Here is a 17551-nt window from a genome sequence, read left to right on the forward strand (position 1 = left end):
CAGTATGTTCAATTGTGAAAATAGATACTGGTGTTTTGTTGTTCGAAAGTGAAAAAAATAATGACGCAATCCCTGTTTTTAGGTATGTTAGAGCTGCTTTTTTGCTTTGTTGCGTTTATAATTTTCTTTTTTACTCATAACAGTTTCATTTTTTTGCTACAAGAGAAAATCGAAAGTTGTCGTTTGAATGGTCCATTTTTACTGTTTGCAGTTATTTGGGCATAGGGAGCCGTCATTGTGAAATCATTTCAGACCAGAGTTCTTATATTAGGTGGGGGAGCCACCGGAACCGGTTTGGCCAGAGATTTGGCCCTGCGGGGTGTCTCGTGCCTTTTGGCGGAACGGCGAGATATAAACGCTGGTGCGTCCGGTGGTAATCATGGACTTCTGCACAGCGGTGCACGGTATGTTGCCTCTGATATGGAAGCCGCTGTGGAGTGTCGGGAAGAAGGGGCCATCCTCAAGGCCGTTGCTCCTCAGTGTATTGAAGATACCGGTGGTCTTTTTGTCGCTGTTGAAGGTGATGATGAGCAGTATGTGGCTGACTTTGAGGGCATGTGCAAAAAGAGTCTTATTCCTGCTCGACAGCTTGATCTTGGTGAAGCCCGTGAGCTTGAACCGTTGCTTTCAGAGAAACTTATTTCCGCTTATGCCGTTGAAGACGGTGCTGTTGATCCGTTCATGTTGTCGCTCGACAATATGGCGCATGCAATGACTCATGGGGCTCAATCGATCAGAAATGCCAAGGTGGTTGGTTTTTCCATGGGCGATGGTCGAATCCAACGGGCCTTGTTTCTGGATGAAACTTCGGGCGAGTCCTTTGAGGTAGAAGCGGACCTTATAGTCAATGCGACTGGAGCGTGGGCGGGGCTTATCGCGGCCCTTGCCGGTGCTGAAATTCATATTTTGTATTCCTCCGGCAGTCTGCTCGTGACGCAGGATCGATTGACCAAACGTGTTATCAATCGACTGCGCAAGGCGTCGGATTCGGATATTCTTGTTCCCGGCGGAACCGTGTCTGTTTTGGGGACAACATCGGTGACCATCGACTCTCCTGATGATTGCCGCCCGACAGTGGCAGAGACAGACCAGATTATCGAAGATGCTCAGGCCATGATTCCGGTTTTGGCAACAACTCGCTATATCCGGGCCTATGCTGGTGTACGGCCCCTTGTCCTTTCGGGTGAGAGCGGCGATGCCCGGAGTGTCAGCCGAGGCTTTTCCCTTATCGATCATGCCCGTGACAATGTGGACAATTTTATTACCATCACTGGCGGTAAGCTGACGACATATCGACTCATGGCTGAAAAGACGGCGGATATGGTTTGCAGGAAACTTGGTGTGAAAGCCCCGTGTCTGACGCGAACCGAGTCGCTACCTGCTTCTACTATGGGGCGGTGGACCGAACCGGGGTTGGCTCCAAAATCGTGGGTACGGAATCGGGACGAGGACGATCTTATCTTGTGCGAGTGTGAGATGGTGTCACGCAATTCCATTGATTCCATCATTGAAAACATGCCCGGTATGCGTGGTAATTCCATGCTCAAGGCCATTGGTATGCGCAGTCGAGTAGGCAAGGGCCCGTGTCAGGGGGGCTTTTGTGGATTGCGGATTACGGGACATCTTTACGATCAGGGGCACGTGTCTGAAGCGCAGGGATTGATGGAACTCAAGACATTTGTCGGTCGACGATGGCGCGGTTTTTCACCTGTCTTGTGGGGACTCCCCATGGTGCAGGCAGACTTGCAGGAAGCTTTGTATTGCGGTGCGCTTGATATGGAACTTGATCATAACACGGACGATTTTACCTGCGAGGATGACGAATGACCAAAAATGACGACATATACGATGTCATGGTCATCGGAGCGGGCTTTGCCGGAATGGCTGCTGCTTTATTTGCTTCGGCACAGGGACTTAAGGTTGTTCAGACTGGAGCGACCGGGGGCATCGATTTTAGTACGGGTTTCATTGATCTTATGGGTGTGCATCCCATCGCAGAAGGGAAGCGGTGGAAGAATCCATGGTCGGCCATTGAAGCTGTGGTGCAAGACTGTCCGAATCATCCATATGGATTGCTTTCCTGCGATGAAATTTTCGAATCAGTGGCTTTATTTACCCGATTCCTCGCGGAACAAGGGCTGGAATACATAGGCCATACAGATCGTAATACCTGTTCCCTTACCCCGGCCGGGACAATCAAGCGAACATATCGTGTTCCCAAAACGGCATGGAATGGGTCCGTGGCTCTTGGGAAGAAGGCTCCTACGCTTATTGTTGATTTTTATGGACTCAAGGGATTCAGTGGTGTGCAACTTGTCGAGACGCAGAAGCACCATTGGCCGGAGTTGAAAACCGTTCGGATACAGTTCCCTAGCGGTCGAGGTGAGTTGTATCCCGAGCATATGGCGTGGGCGTTGGCCGACCCGGCTGTTCAGGAAAAAATGATCGCCGCCATTATGCCCCATGCCGTTGATGTCGAGTATATTGGATTCCCTGCGGTCCTCGGTCTCAATGACCCTCAAAAAGTTGTGGATCATCTGGCAGCGTTGTCTGGGAAAAAGATATTTGAAATTCCGACAATGCCGCCATCCATTGCCGGTCCTCGTTTGCGTGCTGTTTTTGATCGCGGACTTCCCGCTCAGGGAGTTCGCACACATTCCCAAAAATTGGTGACGAGTGTGAAGGAACTGGACAGCGGTATGTTCGAGTTCTCAGTGGGCACTGGCGCAGCCATGCTCCCGGTGGTGGCAAAAAAAGCAATATTGGCCACCGGACGTTTTTTTGGCAAAGGGCTTCGTGCCGAGCGAAAGAAGCTTGTTGAGCCGGTGTTTGATCTTCCTGTTGTGCAGCCTGAAACACGTGAACAATGGCATGAACAGGATTTTTTTGCGCCGCAGGGGCATCCGGTGAACAGTGCGGGCATAGAGGTCGATGAAAGGCTGCGGCCCATCGGCCAATCAGGACGCCCTGCGTATGACAATCTTTATGCGGCAGGAGCCATTTTGGCTCATCATGATTGGATGCGTATGAAATGCGGAGCCGGACTTGCCATTGCCACGGCATACAAGGCTGTGAAGGAATTGACGCGATAACGGCGCACCCGATAGCGGGTAGGAAGGAAGGGGTATGATTTTTTTTGATATCGGCCTGACCTTGGCACTCACCATATGCGTGATCGGTATTGTCTACCGTGTTGCACGATGGAACGGGGAGTGGACTTCCCGCAAGCCACAGCTTTCTTCCGGTTTTCTCTTGTGGATCGGTCGTGCAGTCAAATCACTGATTCTTGATGTTGTGCTTTTGGCGCGAAGTGGCAGGACAAGCTTTTTACGGTGGTTGGCACATAGCCTCGTCTTTTTTGGTTTCATGGGGCTTCTTTTATTCCATGCCATGGACGAGACGGTCACGGCGACTTTTTTCCCTTTCTATGAATCCACCCTTGATCCCTGGCAGTTCCTGCGCAACCTGTTTGGAGCCATGACGTTGGTCGGGCTTGTGCTCATGGTGTATCGCCGGGTGCATTCGACCAAACTTCGTTTGTTGACGCATTTTCAGGACTGGGCAGCATTGTTGATTCTCGGTTGTATTATCTTGTCGGGATTCTTTTTGGAGGCATCAAAGATCATGTCTCCAGCGGTTTTTGATCGGATGACCGATGAATATTTCGTTCCGGGAGAGGTCGGTGATCTGACTGCCTTGAAGGCTTATTGGGCTCATGAATACGGTGTTGTTTTTTCTGTGGAGTACCCCATGGATGAAGAAACACTCGAACTCGGGGCAAGTCTTGACGAAGACAGTTGTGTCGACTGCCATGCCAACACAGCCACCGCGTTTGTTTCTCGTCCATTGGCAACAGTCCTTACCCCGGTGGCGTTTGCCTTGAATACGAGCAGGGCGGATCAGGTCTTTTGGTATTTTCATGTCATATTTTGTTTTATCGCGTTGGCTGCCTTACCGTTTGGGAAATTTTTCCATCCGGTGTCCACGCCGATCAATCTGGTTGTGCGACAAGGGCGGCGGGATGATCTTGAAGGATTTCAGCCTTCTGCTGTATGTCGGAGCGTAGGCATGGATGCCTGCACCCGGTGTGGGGAGTGCAGTCTGCATTGCAGTGTGGCTCCGGCTTTTACGGTTCTGGGAAATCAAAATATACTCCCTTCGGAAAAACTTGCTTCCCTCAAGCAGTTTCAGACTGGTGAGCTCATATCTCAAGCCGGTCTGACCGCTTTTTCGGAAGGGAGTCGTATTTGTACGGAATGTCTGCGGTGCACGGATATCTGTCCGGCCGGAATCAATCTTCAGGATTTGTGGATTGCATCCAAAGCCCGGATAACCAAGCTGGCACCGAGTCCCAATGATCTGTTGAGAAACAAAACGGCAACACAGCGAGCGCGTGTTTTTGACGATTTGTGTAAGTCTTCCTCCATTTTGCCAGCCGTGACCGGACTTGCGGATGACTCCGCTTCCTATTGGGCCTGTGTGCAATGCACTACCTGTACGAGTGTCTGCCCAGTGGTTGCGGTTTGCGAAGATCCATCACGCGATCTTGACCTTTTGCCACAACAGATCATGAATCTGCTGCGAATGGGACTCAAGGAAGAAACGCTTGGAGCACGCATGGTTTGGAGTTGTACGACCTGTTATAAATGTCAGGAACATTGTCCACAGAATATCCGTGTGGCCGACGTCCTTTATGAATTGCGAAATACCGTTGCCGCCCGAGTTCGGGATGGCGGTGCCAGTTGCGAAGGAAACGGAGAATCTTTGTGAAGTACGCCTATTTCCCGGGGTGTAAAATCCCTCACCATCTTCCTGAATATGGCGCATCCGTTGAAGCTGTATGCAAAGCTCTTGATATTGAACTGGTGCCGCTTGAATTCAACTGTTGCGGCTGGCCTGTGCGGCATGAAAATGAACTGGCTTCAATTTTTTCGGCTGTACGTAATTTTGCGGTTGCTGAAAAGGCAGGGTTGCCAATTTTTACTCCCTGCAAATGCTGTTTCGGTAATCTGAAATATGCCCAGTCCAGAATGGCGGAAGACGAAAAACTCTCAGGTCAGGTTGAATCCCTTTTGGTTCAAGATGGATTGGCGTTGCCCAAGTCCATGGATGTTTTTCATATGTTGACAATTCTTGACGAACAGGTCGGGGCCGAAATCCTCTACCGACGGACCGCAAATCCTTTGGAGGGAGTGAAGGTGGCTTGCCATTATGGTTGTCATGCACTTCGTCCGGGGAATGTCACTGGGTTTGATGACCCCATGGCCCCGACCGTGTTCGAAAGAATCATGCAGGCCATTGGAGCAGAGCCTGTTGATTGGGATTTACGATTGGAGTGTTGTGGATATCCCTTGCGTGGGCGTGATGACACCATTTCCGAAGCCCTGATGCGTAAGAAACTTGAGGACGCGGCTTCGGTTGGTGCTGATGTCATGGCCACGGCCTGTACGTATTGTCAGCTTCAGTTTGATAAGGAGCGTGACGGGCTTCCGTATAGTGATCCGCTTCGGAAGGCACCGCCTGCAGTGCTCGTCAGTCAGTTGATAGGTATTGCCTTAGGATTGGAGGCGAATGCGCTTGGACTGGAGAGGAATTGTATTCCTTGGCACGGACCTGGTTTTTAGGGATGTATCTTTATGGTATAGACGCAATCATCATCATGAATGTCACGTTTGGGATTGAATAAGGAGAGCGACATGGCGAAATATATCGGAGCCGTTGATTCCGGGACCACGAGCAGCAGATTTATTATTTTTGACGAACGTGGCCGTATTGTCGGTCTTGATCAGAAAGAACATGAACAGATTTATCCCAAACCGGGATGGGTCGAACATAATCCCATGGAGATCTGGAACAATACGCAGGAAGTCATCAAGGGAGCCTTGACCAAGTCCGGTATCAAAGGATCGGAACTGGCTGCCATCGGTATCACTAACCAGCGTGAAACCACAATTGTATGGGATCGATACACCGGGAAACCTTTCTACAACGCCATTGTCTGGCAGTGCACCCGTACCCATAAAATTTGTAAGGAACTTACGGCCGATGGCGGTCAAGATCGTTTTCGCGAGAAGACCGGGTTGCCCATTGCAACATATTTTTCCGGCCCGAAAATCAAGTGGATTCTGGATAATATTCCTGAAGCACGTGCCGCTGCGGAAAAGGGTGATGCCATGTTCGGCACCATTGAAACATGGATTATCTGGTGGCTGACAGGCGGCCCAAGGGGCGGTGCTCATGTCACTGATGTTACCAACGCCAGCCGGACCATGCTCATGGATCTTAAGACGCTTGAGTGGGACGAGGAGATCATGAAAATCATGGGTATTCCTGCCGAGGGCCTTGCTCGCATTGTGCCGTCATCTGATCAGGCGACATGGGGACCGACATCGGAAAGTGGTCCTCTGGGCGCACGTGTTCCAGTTTGTGGCGCCGTGGGCGATCAGCAGGCTGCATTGGTCGGCCAGACGTGTTTTGCGCCGGGGCAGGCAAAGAATACTTATGGCACCGGCTGTTTTTTGCTCATGCACACAGGGCATAAGCCTATTCAGTCCAAGCACGGCTTGATCACGACACTCGCCTATCAGTTCAGCGGACGTAAACCGTCATATTGTCTTGAAGGTTCCATCGCCATTGCCGGTGCGTTGGTCCAATGGTTGCGAGATAATCTCCAGATGTTCGATTCCGCTCCCGAAGTTGAAGCATTGGCAAAAAAGGTGGAAGACACCGGTGGTATGTATATTGTCCCGGCTTTTTCGGGCCTGTATGCACCATACTGGCGACCTGATGCCCGGGGAGTCATGGTCGGCCTGACTCGATATATCAATCGTAACCATATTGCCCGTGCCGTTCTGGAGGCCACCGCCTATCAGACCAAGGACATTGTGGAAGCCATGAATAAGGATTCCGGCGTGGTCTTGGAAACCCTCAAGGCCGATGGTGGCATGGTTTACAATGAATTACTCATGCAGTTTCAGTCTGACATTCTGGATGTCCCGGTTGTTCGGCCCAAGGTGGCTGAGACTACTTGTCTCGGAGCAGCCTATGCGGCAGGCATCGCCGTTGGTTTTTGGTCTGGGCGTGAGGAGTTGTACAACAACTGGGAAGAAGACAAGACGTGGCAGCCTGACATGGATGAGAAGGATCGGTCCGAAGGATATAAAGGATGGAAAAAGGCTGTCGAACGCACGTATGATTGGGTTGATTAGGCCAAATATCTGAAATATGACAGAGCAAGGCGGTCGAGTGTGGCTGCCTTGTTTTTTTAGCGTGAGCGAGGCTCGAAATGCAGATGTACACGTCCCCGTCGAAACGAATTCCCCTGCTCGATATTGCCCGTTTTTTCGGTATGATATTGGTTTATTATGGCCATATTATTGAACGGATAATGTATCTCGAAAATCCAACAGCCACTGCTCAATACAAATTTATTTATTCATTCCACATGCCCTTTTTCTTTCTTCTGGCCGGGTTCACTCTTGCGCCGGAAAAGATGGTGCTACCTGTGGGGAAGTTCTTCAAAAAGGTGTTGGCTTCACGACTTGTTCCCTATTTTGTGTTTACCGTTGTATTGGCAATTTTGAGTCTGCTTTTTGTTGGTCATTTCGTGGTTATCGATCTGTCAACTGCAGACGGGTACCTCAAGGGGATAATCGCGACCCTGTTGGGTTTCCCTGTGTTCAACATCCCTCTTTGGTTTATGGCCTGTCTGGTTTCTGTTGAAATACTCCATTTTTTTGTCGGTCGATTTCTCAACAGTACGTTCAGGATTCTTGGTGCAGCCATTGCCTTTTATGTTGGGGGATACGCCTTGACCGCGACCATTCAGTTTATTCCCGGTCCCAATTTCTGGCTTATTCATGAAGCCCTGGTTGTGTATGCCTTTTATTTGGTAGGTGTATTGTTCCGTCGCAACGGCATTATGCTTGGTAGACAGCCGCGGTGGCGACTTTTACTTGCGACCGCTGTGTGTCTGCTGATTGTGGTGTTTACCTATGATATGAATACAGGACCATTCAGACTCTTTGACGCTGTTGTTATCGTCTTGTCAGGACATGGAAATATTTTGCTTTTCCCGCTCACGGCGTTAACTGGCAGTTTGATGATCCTTTTGCTTGCGCGAAGCTCTGGTGCCAACAAATTTCTGATGTTCATGGGAGAAAATGCTTTGATTCTTTTTTGTCTCAACGGCATTTTTTACCATTTTTTCAACGGGCCGTTTGCCGCATGGTTTGTTGCGACATTCCCCGGTCACTGGATGGCAGTAACAGGCGCGGGAATGGCATTTACCATAATCAGTCTGGCGTGTTGCGTTCCGTGTGTCTGGTTGCTCAACGCCTATGTGCCGCAATTGGTCGGCAAGCCACGGCAGCAAGGGCCGTTTCTTCCCAGATTCCTACGGTAATGCTTTAAAGTGCCAGAGTGAGAATTCCTGTTAGTTCGGTTTTGCTTAAGAGAACAGGATTTCCTTTCATACTGCTGGCAGCGGCGGCTTTATCGGCCAGATCACTGAAATGTGTGGTCTCTACTCCCATGTCTTTGAGCGTGGGGATTCTCATGTCCGTACAGAGTTCCCGTACCCATTTGATGCCATCTTCCGGCGTTGCGTTGACGTTTCCGGTCAGTATGACGGCTGTTTCCGTATATGCATCAAGGCTCGGAGATTTCGGCTCACGTTTCCTGAGAGCGTTGATGTTGATTTCCATTACAGAAGGGAGCAGGGCTGCGCATACAGCACCGTGCGGTGCCTTGAATTCGCCGCCGAGGGGAGCGGCAAAACCATGGACTGCGCCGAGTTTGGCATTGGACAATGCAATGCCGGAAAAAAGGCTGGCAAGGGCCATGTCTTCACGGGCTGAACTGTTTGAACCATCGTCATACGCGACATGCAATGAGCGGGCAGCGCGAAGCATCCCTTCGCGGCACAAGGCATCGGTCATGGGATTTGCCTTGTTGGAAACAAACGCTTCCATGAGTTGAGTCAGGGCATCCATGCCCGTGGCAGCGGTCAGGCTTGGCGGCATATCCTTGGTCAGTTCGGGGTCGACCACCGCAATATTCGGAATCATTTCCGATGAACGCATGCTGACTTTTACGCCATGTTGGGGTGAGAGAATGACGGCGTTAGATGTGACTTCCGAGCCGGTGCCTGACGTTGTGGGAACCGCGATGAGCGGGACAGGAATTTGAGTTAGTGGTTGTCCTTTTCCAATGACTTCAAGGTAATCAAGAAGGTCGGCGTGGTTGGTAAGAAGTGCGGCCAAAGCTTTCCCGGCGTCAAGCACACTCCCGCCGCCAACAGCCACAACGACATCACATCCGGCTTGGCGTGCAGCTACTGCATTTTGTGAGATTGTTTCTACATTCGGTTCGCCGGATATGGAGATGATATGTGGAGTAAGCCCTTTATTTTTCAGGCCGTCGATGGCCCATTGCACTCGTTTGGAGGAACTGCCGATAACAAGGCAGACTGAAGTCCCCAGCGTTGCAGCCAAGTCGGGAATATCTTTTGAGGAGTTGGGGCCGAAAATTATTCGTGGAGCGGTGGCGAATTCAAATTGCATGGGGGTGGTCCTTTGGAATCGGTTCTGAAATACTCATGCCGTTTTGAATATCATTTCGATTCAGCCCCTTCAAGCGTGGGGGGGGCCTCCGGCGGGCCTACCGGCGGTCGCTTTCAGCGGGACCAGAGAACCTTTTGAAAAAGGTTCTCTGGATTCTCCAAAACTTTTTGTGTCGCTTCGCGAAGGCTGCGGCAATAAGAATTTGTTTTTTTATAATAACCTTCGCCAAAGGCGACATGGGATTCTTAAGGCCCTCGGCCTTAAGCCGTCGGAGACGAAATCACCCGTCTATCCCGCCAAAGGCGGTTCCCTTTAATACTCTTGCGAATCAAGATCAACGCCCAAAGCATCCCATTGTGCTGTGGCGTCAGCTTTGGCTTTTTCGATCATGTCATTCGACCATGGCTCGATGACGAGGGCTTCGGCGACGAGCTGCCAGAGGTATTTTACTTCGAATTCACAGTCGTCAAAATATTTTGGAATGCGTCGCATGATTTGGTCGCGACAATTGGAACACCCGACCACAACGACATTGGCACCGCTTTGCTTGATTTGTTCGTTTTTGTATCGAGCGTGCCATGCAGACTGGTCTTCGAAAGGCATAGGCCACATCCCGCCGCCGCCCCCGCAGCAATAGTTCTTTTCTCGGTTAGGCGTCAGTTCGACAAAATTATCCACGCATTGCTGAACGATCCAACGAGGCTCGTCAAAATATCCTTTGCCGAAATTGCGCGCCAGTTCACGACCATGCTTGCAGGAGTCGTGAAACGTGAAGGTCTTTCCGGCATGGGCTGATTTGTCGAGTTTGATCCGGCCAGTTTTGATTAGGTCCATGAGGTAGTCATAAAGATACATGAATCCGATTTCGTTGGCCGGGTCCTGTGCCACGAGTTTTGTCATCCCCTTGCGGAATCCGTAGGAACCGCCACCGCAGTCGGGCATGATCAGAGACGTGATGTCGAATTCTTTCATGTAGGCGATTTTGCGGCGGGCTAACTCGGTGTTACCGGCGTCATTTCCGGTGAACAACGCCCAATCCACGGCTTCCCAATTTTCGGAGGGAACGGTCCAGTTTTCCTTGGCCGCGTAGAAAATCTTCCACCACCAATACTGGTCCTCGAAATCTCCATAGACTTCTTTGGAGTTTGGGAAAAAGAGGATGTCTGCGTCGTGCTTGTCCACCGGTACATGGAAACCGGGGAGTTCCTCGGCCAGTTCTTCGCCAAGTTCTGCCATGCCTTCCAGATAATCTTCTTTGGAAATACCGAGATTGTTGCCGGTCTCAAGGTTGTTGACCATGCCCTTGTGCAGGGAGCCGGGGACATCTTCACGCGGCCTGAGGCTTTTCAGATGAGCCATGATGGAGGTGATGTCGAGGCCTCCGGGGCATGTGCTTGTGCAACGGCCACAGCCGGTACACAACCATGGAAAATTGGAGTCGATGACTTCGTCGACCAAGCCGTTGGCAAGCATCCGCATGACCTTTCTGGCATCCAAGCCATCCAGCGCGGGTGCGCCAGTGGTAGGGCAGCCGTTGGCGCATGCTCCACAGACAAGGCAATTGGAGAAGTCGTAATTGTCAAGAAAGGTCAGTTTGTTGTTGGTGGTATGCGTACTTTGCATGACGGTATCCTGGGCGTTTAAGCCATACCCAGCCAAGGTGGCGGGCTATTTAACTGTGTTGAATGGATGTGTCGTGGAAGGACGTATCAGGACCATTCTGAGGTCGTCTGTCAGTGTTTGAGAATGCTTACTACATAAGAGTTCTGTGTAAGTCAAAGCCTGTGGATTGGGCTTATGGATTCAACGAGTCCTAAAGGTTTTGATGTTTTTCTTATGACCCTTTTGTCGGGATATGTCGGTAGCCATAAATGAAGAGTATTTTTGTTTTCCGATATAACTGGAATGACGGATCTGTTTTTCTTGATGTTTTCCGCTTTTTTTGGAAACCCAGAAAACATGGGTGAAATGATGTTGTCTAATAATTTAGAATAAAAGGAATTTTCTTTGTTTACGGTTGGTATGGTCTTTGTAGTAGCTTGTTCATCATATTAACGAGAATGTTATTAAGAGGTATATCATGGCGAAGAGCAGTGTTTTAGAAAAAGAAGTCTACCGGACAGTTGGTCAACATACATTTGAAGAGTTTATCGAGATGGCCAGCTTGTTTCATAATTATGCTGCTCCCGGGCTGCTCATAGGTGGATATATGGTTGCCGAGGCCCAACAGTATATGCCTGAAGGAACATTGTATGAGGCTATTTCGGAAACATCGTGGTGTTTGCCTGACGCCATTCAGATGATGACACCATGCACGGTTGGCAACGGCTGGATGCGTGTCATGAACTTTGGACTGTACGCCATGAGTCTCTACGACAAGTTTACCAGAGAAGGTGTCAGGGTTTGGCTTGATCTTGAAAAAATTCCACATGATTCCGAAATTTGGACATGGTTCTTGAAGACCAAAGCAAAGCCGGATCAGGATTCTGAATTGCTTCGTCATCAAATAGGTATGGCCGGAGCTGACATTTTGTCTGTCGAAAAAATCACCTTGAATCGAAGCCTGTTGGTCAAGCGGAATAAGGGTAAAATCTCGGTGTGTTCTGTGTGTGGCGAGGCTTATCCTTCCGCCCATGGTCCGATATGTCGTTCATGTCGTGGGGAATCTCCCTACGAAGGGAATCTGAAAGCCGAGTCTACCATCTTGTACCCCCTCCCCAAACAGGTCCGCAAAATAGGCGCAGAAGGGGCGTTGGGTAAAAAAGCGGTTCATGACATGACCCAGATTATTCCCGGTACGGACAAGGGCGCGGCTTTCAGGAATGGACAGACCTTTGATGTCGGCGATCTTTGTCGACTTCAACAGATGGGGAAAAACAATGTTTTTGTGCAGGATGAGGAACTCGACGAACAATGGGTGCACGAAGATGACTGCGCGCGGAGTTTTGCCGAGGCCATGGCTGGAAAGGGCATCGCGCCAAGGGAAGATCCTCATGAGGGCAAAGTGACGCTTAAGGCGGAACATGATGGACTCTTGTTTGTTGATACCCACCGATTGAAGGCGTTTAATTTGGCACCGGGTGTCATGGCAGCGAGTAGGAAAGGGTGGACACTGGTTCGGAAAGGGGCTGAGATTGCAGGGACACGAGCCATTCCATTGTACATGCAGCGCGATCAGTTCGAGTGTGCGCAGGATGTGCTTACGGCTGGACCGATTTTTGAAGTCCTGCCTTTGAAGCAAGCAAAGGTTGGTATTCTGATTACAGGCAATGAGGTCTTTAACGGAACGATCGAAGACCGTTTTGAAGAGATTATTCGTGCCAAATTGACGGCCTTCAATTGCTCGGTATACAAGGCCGTATTGGTACCTGATGATCGTGAAGTCATTCGCGTCGCAGCCTTGGAAATGCTTGAAGGTGGATGCGATTTGATCATTACGACAGCCGGTCTTTCCGTGGACCCGGATGACGTGACTCGTCATGGACTGGTTGATGCCGGAGCTCATTCCCTGACATACGGTGCGCCGGTTCTTCCGGGGGCAATGACCTTGATCGGAAAAATCGGTTCTGCTCGGTTGCTTGGAGTTCCTGCTTGTGCCCTGTTTTTCCAACGGACAAGCCTCGACCTCTTGTTGCCTCGACTGTTGGCAGATGTAGATATTTCGCGAAATGATCTGGCGGAGATGGGCGAGGGCGGTATGTGCCTTGGATGTACCAATTGTACCTTCCCCAAGTGTCCGTTTGGTCGATAGGAAGATTGTACGACGTATGAAACGAGTATTCGGATTTATCCTGTGTGTCTGCATGGTTCTGGTGGCATTTTCCTGCACCCCGCTTGACGGGCAGACTCCACTCACGGCCGAAGAACAGGAATGGATTGAAAAAAACAAGGAGATACCACTCGGTGTCTCCTTGCACTATCCGCCGTATGAAGAGTTCGGTTTAAAGGGTGGATATCAAGGGTTGAGTGCTGATTATATCCGGTTAATCAATGAAAAAACGGGTCTCAAGTTTGTCCCGTTACGGTTTAGAAATCGGGATGAAGTCCTCGCAGGAATCAAGAGGGGCGAAATCTCTGTTGTCGCCGCTCTTGAAATGACGGATGAACGTCGTGATTTTCTCGATTTCACCCAGCCTTATGTGAATGTTCCGGCTGCTATAATAACCCGGAAGGAGTTCAAAGGAGAGCTTTCTCTTGAAAAGCTGGATGGCATGAGAATCGGCGTCACTGTTTCGCCGGAGTTTATCAGTTATTTGGAGAAATATTTTCCGGGAGATTATACCGTCGTCACCATGGCGGGCGGGTATATCGGGGGTTTGCGTTCTTTGGCGGTCGGTGATGTTGATGCCTTGATCTGTGATATGGCGCTTGCTTCCCGGTATATTGCCAATGCTCGTATCAGTAATCTGCGAATAGCCGGTATTTCCAGTTATACGATTGATTTGCGAATAGCCTCGCTCAAGAGTCAACCCATAGTCGGTCAGATTTTGAGGAAAGGTCTCGCGATGATTCTTCCCCATGAACGCAAGACCATTGAAGAAAAATGGTTGACCTTGCACTACCGACCAATCTGGGCCAGTTGGACATTCTGGCTGGGACTGTTGGGTGTACTTGGTCTGGTTTTGGGTGGTATTGTTCTGGTTTTGGGTGGTATTGTTCTGGTTTTGTTCTGGAACCGCAGTCTTAAACGCCAGGTGGCTCAAAGAACCATGGCCTTGAGTTCCATTAATAAGGTTTTGCTTGGAGCATTGGATTGTCACACTGAGCGAGAGGTCATGTTGCGTTGTTTGCAGGAAGCAAAGACGATGTCGTCAAGTGAACGGGCATTTCTTGGCGAGGTCGAGCAAACAGGGGCAATCAAGGTTCTGCTTGCCACGGAAGGTGGTGCAGACTGCCCTGAATGGGATTGCGCCGAGTTTGAAAGTGTCATTCTTGAAGGTGAGCAACTGGACCGTCTGGCTGGTGGCCACGTCGTGAATGTGTCTATTGGTGGAGACAGGAAAGGTCATCCTCATCTGATTGTGGTTCCGCTTCAGATTCTTGCGGGTACCAATATGAAAATCATTGCGGTTGCTCGTAGCGAAAATCGGTATGTATCCAATGAAGTCTTGATTTTGGCGGAAGTCTTGTTTGCTTTTGAAGAAGCTTTGCAGCGTAAACGGACCGAGATATCACTGCATGAAAAGGAACGGCAGCTTCAACGAGTCCAGCGCATGGAAGCTCTTGGGACGCTCGCTGGCGGTATTGCACACGATTTCAACAATATCCTTGGTGTCATTATTGCCAATGGTGAAATGATAGAAATGTTTCATATGGATGTTGATAAAACCATTCATCCAAAAATTCGGGCTATTCTTGCGGCAGCGTATCGAGGTCGTGATCTGGTGAATCAAATTTTGACTTTTACGAGAAAAAGTAACGATGAGGCCGCGGTATTGAATGTCGGTCCTATTCTTAAGGAAACCGTCAAATTCTTGCAATCCTCGCTGCCGGCTTCCATTACAATTGAATATACGATTGATTCGCCGGAATCGACGGTGCTTGTCGATCCTACACAGATGCATCAGGTTTTGATGAATTTATGCACTAACGCAGCCCATGCAATGGAAAGTATGGGCGGGACGCTTTCTCTCTCCCTGCGGTCCGGGCAGGTGAATCCTTCTCAGGTCGGGGCACAGACCCTTGAGCCGGGGTCGTATTTGATTCTCGAAGTGAGGGATACAGGAAGCGGTATCGAACCTGAGTTGATCGAGCGTCTTTTTGATCCGTTTTTTACCACCAAAGAACCGGGCAAGGGAACTGGGCTAGGACTTTCTGTTGTCCAGGGCATTGTGAAATCTTGGGGAGGCGAAGTGCTGGTAAAAAGCATCCATGGACGAGGCTCTCTTTTTCAGGTGTTCATCCCGGCTCGTAGCGAGAGTGGTGAACAGCCTGTGTTGTCGAGTGGCGGCGGAGAAATTTTTAAGGGGACTGGGAGTATTTTGTTTGTGGATGACGAAGAGGAACTGGTCAAATCCTGTTCTGAATTCCTTGCAAACCTTGGGTATAAGGTCCATGCGGAAACAGACAGTCGGGCTGCGTTAGAGTTGTTTAGCAGCGCTCCAGAGAAATTTGACCTTGTCATAACAGATTACAATATGCCTGGATTGAGTGGGGATGATCTTGCTCGGAAAATTCTTGAAGAAAAACCGACTGTTCCGATTATTGTTTGCAGTGGGTATAGTCAGAGCTTCGATGAGAGTACAGCTACGTCCCTCGGCATAACGGAATACCTCAAAAAACCAATCAGTCTGAAAATGCTGGCTTTGGCCGTGCGGAAATACTTGCGGCCCGATCTTGAAGACGAAACGCATGACTTCATGGAATAGGAGCTGATATATGGCCAAGGTACTGGTGATAGATGATGATCGCATGATCTGTGATGCGCTCATGGAGTTGATTCGAAATATTGGGCATGAGGCCGATTACGCATCAAGCGTCCAGGAAGGATTGGAAAAGAATCTGGCTGAAGAATTTGATGTGGTTTTTTTGGATATCAGACTTCCTGATGGCAACGGGCTGGATATTTTGCCACAACTCAGGGAGCTTCCCATTCCCCCTGAAGTCATTATCCTCACAGGTCTTGGTGACCCTGATGGAGCTGAGTTGGCCATACGCAACGGGGCGTGGGACTACTTGCAAAAACCTCTTTCTCCCAAGAAGATTTTGCTCCCGCTGCAACGGGTTCTCAAATATCGGGACACGTTACGTAACGAAGGGAATAATCAACCTCCTTTCAAGCGGTGTGGCATCGTCGGCAATGGGCCTGCCATCACTCATGCCTTGGAACGCTTGGGGGCGGCTGCGCATAGTGACGCCAGTCTTCTTCTGACTGGTGAAACCGGAACGGGTAAGGAACTGTTTGCGCGTGCTCTTCATGAAAACAGCAAGAGGAGTCGAGGTCCTTTCGTGATTGTCGACTGTGCTTCAATTCCGGCCAATCTGTTGGAAAGCACACTGTTCGGTCATGTCAAAGGGGCTTTTACCGGAGCGGATCGTTCAAGCTGTGGGTTGGTCCTTGAGGCGCATGGCGGCACTCTTTTTCTTGATGAAATAGGGGAAATGCCACTCCCCTTGCAGAAGAAACTGCTCAGGGTTTTGCAGGAACGCAAATATCGTCAGGTGGGCGGAAGTCAGGAAGTCAGCAGTAACTTCCGACTGGTCGCAGCCACGCATCGAGATTTGAATGAGATGGTCCAAAAGGGGCTTTTCCGCAATGACCTGCTGTATCGACTGGGGGCCATGACTATCAACCTTCCCGTGTTACGAGACCGTAAGGAGGATTTGGGCGAACTGACTCAGCATTTTGCACGGTATATCTGCGAGAAAAATGCAATTCCTCCCAAGACATTTTCTGATAATTTTATGGAAACTCTTGCCCGGTATGATTGGCCGGGCAACATTCGTGAGCTGGTCAACGTTCTTGAGAATGCAATGATTAGCGCCTACGGCCACACTGAATTATTCGCGAAGCATCTACCGGAGCGGACACGTATCGCGATGTTGAAACATGATCTTGTTTTGAACGAAGACTCATATACCAATACCAATTTTACCGAAACTCAAACAGAAGAGTGCGGTACTTTGCCTTCGTATAAAGAATACCGTGGGCATGTTTTGGAGCAGGCCGACAAGAGTTATTTTACCCGCTTGATGGAAGCTTCGTGTTGGGACATAGAACGTGCCTGTACAATCTCTGGATTGCGGAAAAGCCGGGTATACGATCAGCTCAAGCAGTACGGCATAGAGAAAGAATAGCTTTCCAGACTTTTCGGAGTGGGTTGTCCAAAAGTGTTGGTCTCTTTCCAGATACGTTGGAATAATCTCTTTTCCTATGTGCTCAAATTCACATAATATACTGTTTTTATTTGTATTTTCTCATGGCATAGTTGTTGATATCAAAATTCCCATGATGTTAGATTCACTGTGCCCTCGCGCACAGTCAAACG

General features: G+C 49.7%; 11 protein-coding genes. 9 read left to right on the plus strand and 2 right to left on the minus strand.

Going from position 1 to position 17551, the window contains the following annotated elements:
• Positions 1-237: 237 nt before the first annotated feature.
• From glpA to SYK_RS00450, 6 genes are all read left to right on the plus strand, one after another.
• Positions 238-1827, plus strand: a complete 1590-nt coding sequence (gene glpA, locus SYK_RS00425) for an anaerobic glycerol-3-phosphate dehydrogenase subunit GlpA (RefSeq protein ID WP_281761656.1) — start codon at positions 238-240, stop codon at positions 1825-1827.
• Positions 1824-3092: a glycerol-3-phosphate dehydrogenase subunit GlpB gene (gene glpB, locus SYK_RS00430; protein WP_281761657.1), complete on the plus strand. Its 1269-nt coding sequence runs from the start codon at positions 1824-1826 to the stop codon at positions 3090-3092. The genes glpA and glpB overlap by 4 nt, the downstream gene beginning before the upstream one ends.
• A gap of 34 nt (positions 3093-3126) precedes the next feature.
• Entirely contained in the window at positions 3127-4770 is a 1644-nt protein-coding gene (locus SYK_RS00435; RefSeq protein ID WP_281761658.1) for a 4Fe-4S dicluster domain-containing protein, read from the plus strand.
• The gene (locus SYK_RS00440) at positions 4767-5624 is read left to right on the plus strand and encodes a CoB--CoM heterodisulfide reductase iron-sulfur subunit B family protein (protein ID WP_281761659.1); all 858 of its coding nucleotides are present in this window, start codon (positions 4767-4769) and stop codon (positions 5622-5624) included. The genes SYK_RS00435 and SYK_RS00440 overlap by 4 nt, the downstream gene beginning before the upstream one ends.
• Positions 5625-5696: 72 nt before the next feature.
• Positions 5697-7208 carry a glycerol kinase GlpK gene (gene glpK, locus SYK_RS00445; protein ID WP_281761660.1) on the plus strand — a complete coding sequence of 504 codons (1512 nt, stop codon included), beginning with the start codon at positions 5697-5699 and terminating at the stop codon, positions 7206-7208.
• Between the two features lie 77 nt (positions 7209-7285).
• On the plus strand, positions 7286-8404 hold the full coding sequence (locus SYK_RS00450; protein WP_281761661.1) for an acyltransferase family protein: 1119 nt from the start codon (positions 7286-7288) through the stop codon (positions 8402-8404).
• A gap of 4 nt (positions 8405-8408) precedes the next feature.
• Here SYK_RS00450 and SYK_RS00455 read toward each other — a convergent pair whose 3' ends face one another.
• Together SYK_RS00455 and SYK_RS00460 are read right to left on the minus strand one after the other, a co-directional pair.
• Positions 8409-9563 (minus strand): iron-containing alcohol dehydrogenase, encoded by a 1155-nt coding sequence (locus tag SYK_RS00455; RefSeq protein WP_281761662.1) that lies wholly within the window; start codon positions 9561-9563, stop codon positions 8409-8411.
• Positions 9564-9875: 312 nt separating this feature from the next.
• The gene (locus tag SYK_RS00460; RefSeq protein ID WP_281761663.1) at positions 9876-11186 is read right to left on the minus strand and encodes a (Fe-S)-binding protein; all 1311 of its coding nucleotides are present in this window, start codon (positions 11184-11186) and stop codon (positions 9876-9878) included.
• 457 nt (positions 11187-11643) lie between these two features.
• Here SYK_RS00460 and SYK_RS00465 point away from each other — a divergent pair, with 457 nt between their 5' ends.
• From SYK_RS00465 to SYK_RS00475, 3 genes are read left to right on the plus strand one after another with little or no spacing between them, the layout of a single operon-like run.
• Positions 11644-13314: an FmdE family protein gene (locus SYK_RS00465; protein ID WP_281761664.1), complete on the plus strand. Its 1671-nt coding sequence runs from the start codon at positions 11644-11646 to the stop codon at positions 13312-13314.
• Between the two features lie 16 nt (positions 13315-13330).
• Positions 13331-15931: a response regulator gene (locus tag SYK_RS00470; protein ID WP_281761665.1), complete on the plus strand. Its 2601-nt coding sequence runs from the start codon at positions 13331-13333 to the stop codon at positions 15929-15931.
• A 10-nt stretch (positions 15932-15941) separates the two neighbouring features.
• Complete coding sequence (locus tag SYK_RS00475; protein ID WP_281761666.1) at positions 15942-17360, plus strand: sigma-54-dependent transcriptional regulator; 1419 nt, start codon at positions 15942-15944, stop codon at positions 17358-17360.
• The last annotated feature ends 191 nt before the right edge of the window (positions 17361-17551 follow it).

This window comes from Pseudodesulfovibrio nedwellii (genome assembly GCF_027923765.1).
Taxonomy (GTDB): Bacteria; Desulfobacterota; Desulfovibrionia; order Desulfovibrionales; family Desulfovibrionaceae; genus Pseudodesulfovibrio; species Pseudodesulfovibrio nedwellii.

Coding starts and splice junctions, on each gene's coding strand:
- glpB (WP_281761657.1), top strand. CDS start 1,824: ATGACCAAAAATGACGACATATACGATGTCATGGTCATCGGAGCGGGC.
- SYK_RS00435 (WP_281761658.1), top strand. CDS start 3,127: ATGATTTTTTTTGATATCGGCCTGACCTTGGCACTCACCATATGCGTG.
- glpK (WP_281761660.1), top strand. CDS start 5,697: ATGGCGAAATATATCGGAGCCGTTGATTCCGGGACCACGAGCAGCAGA.
- SYK_RS00450 (WP_281761661.1), top strand. CDS start 7,286: ATGCAGATGTACACGTCCCCGTCGAAACGAATTCCCCTGCTCGATATT.
- SYK_RS00455 (WP_281761662.1), bottom strand. CDS start 9,563: ATGCAATTTGAATTCGCCACCGCTCCACGAATAATTTTCGGCCCCAAC.
- SYK_RS00460 (WP_281761663.1), bottom strand. CDS start 11,186: ATGCAAAGTACGCATACCACCAACAACAAACTGACCTTTCTTGACAAT.
- SYK_RS00465 (WP_281761664.1), top strand. CDS start 11,644: ATGGCGAAGAGCAGTGTTTTAGAAAAAGAAGTCTACCGGACAGTTGGT.
- SYK_RS00470 (WP_281761665.1), top strand. CDS start 13,331: ATGAAACGAGTATTCGGATTTATCCTGTGTGTCTGCATGGTTCTGGTG.
- SYK_RS00475 (WP_281761666.1), top strand. CDS start 15,942: ATGGCCAAGGTACTGGTGATAGATGATGATCGCATGATCTGTGATGCG.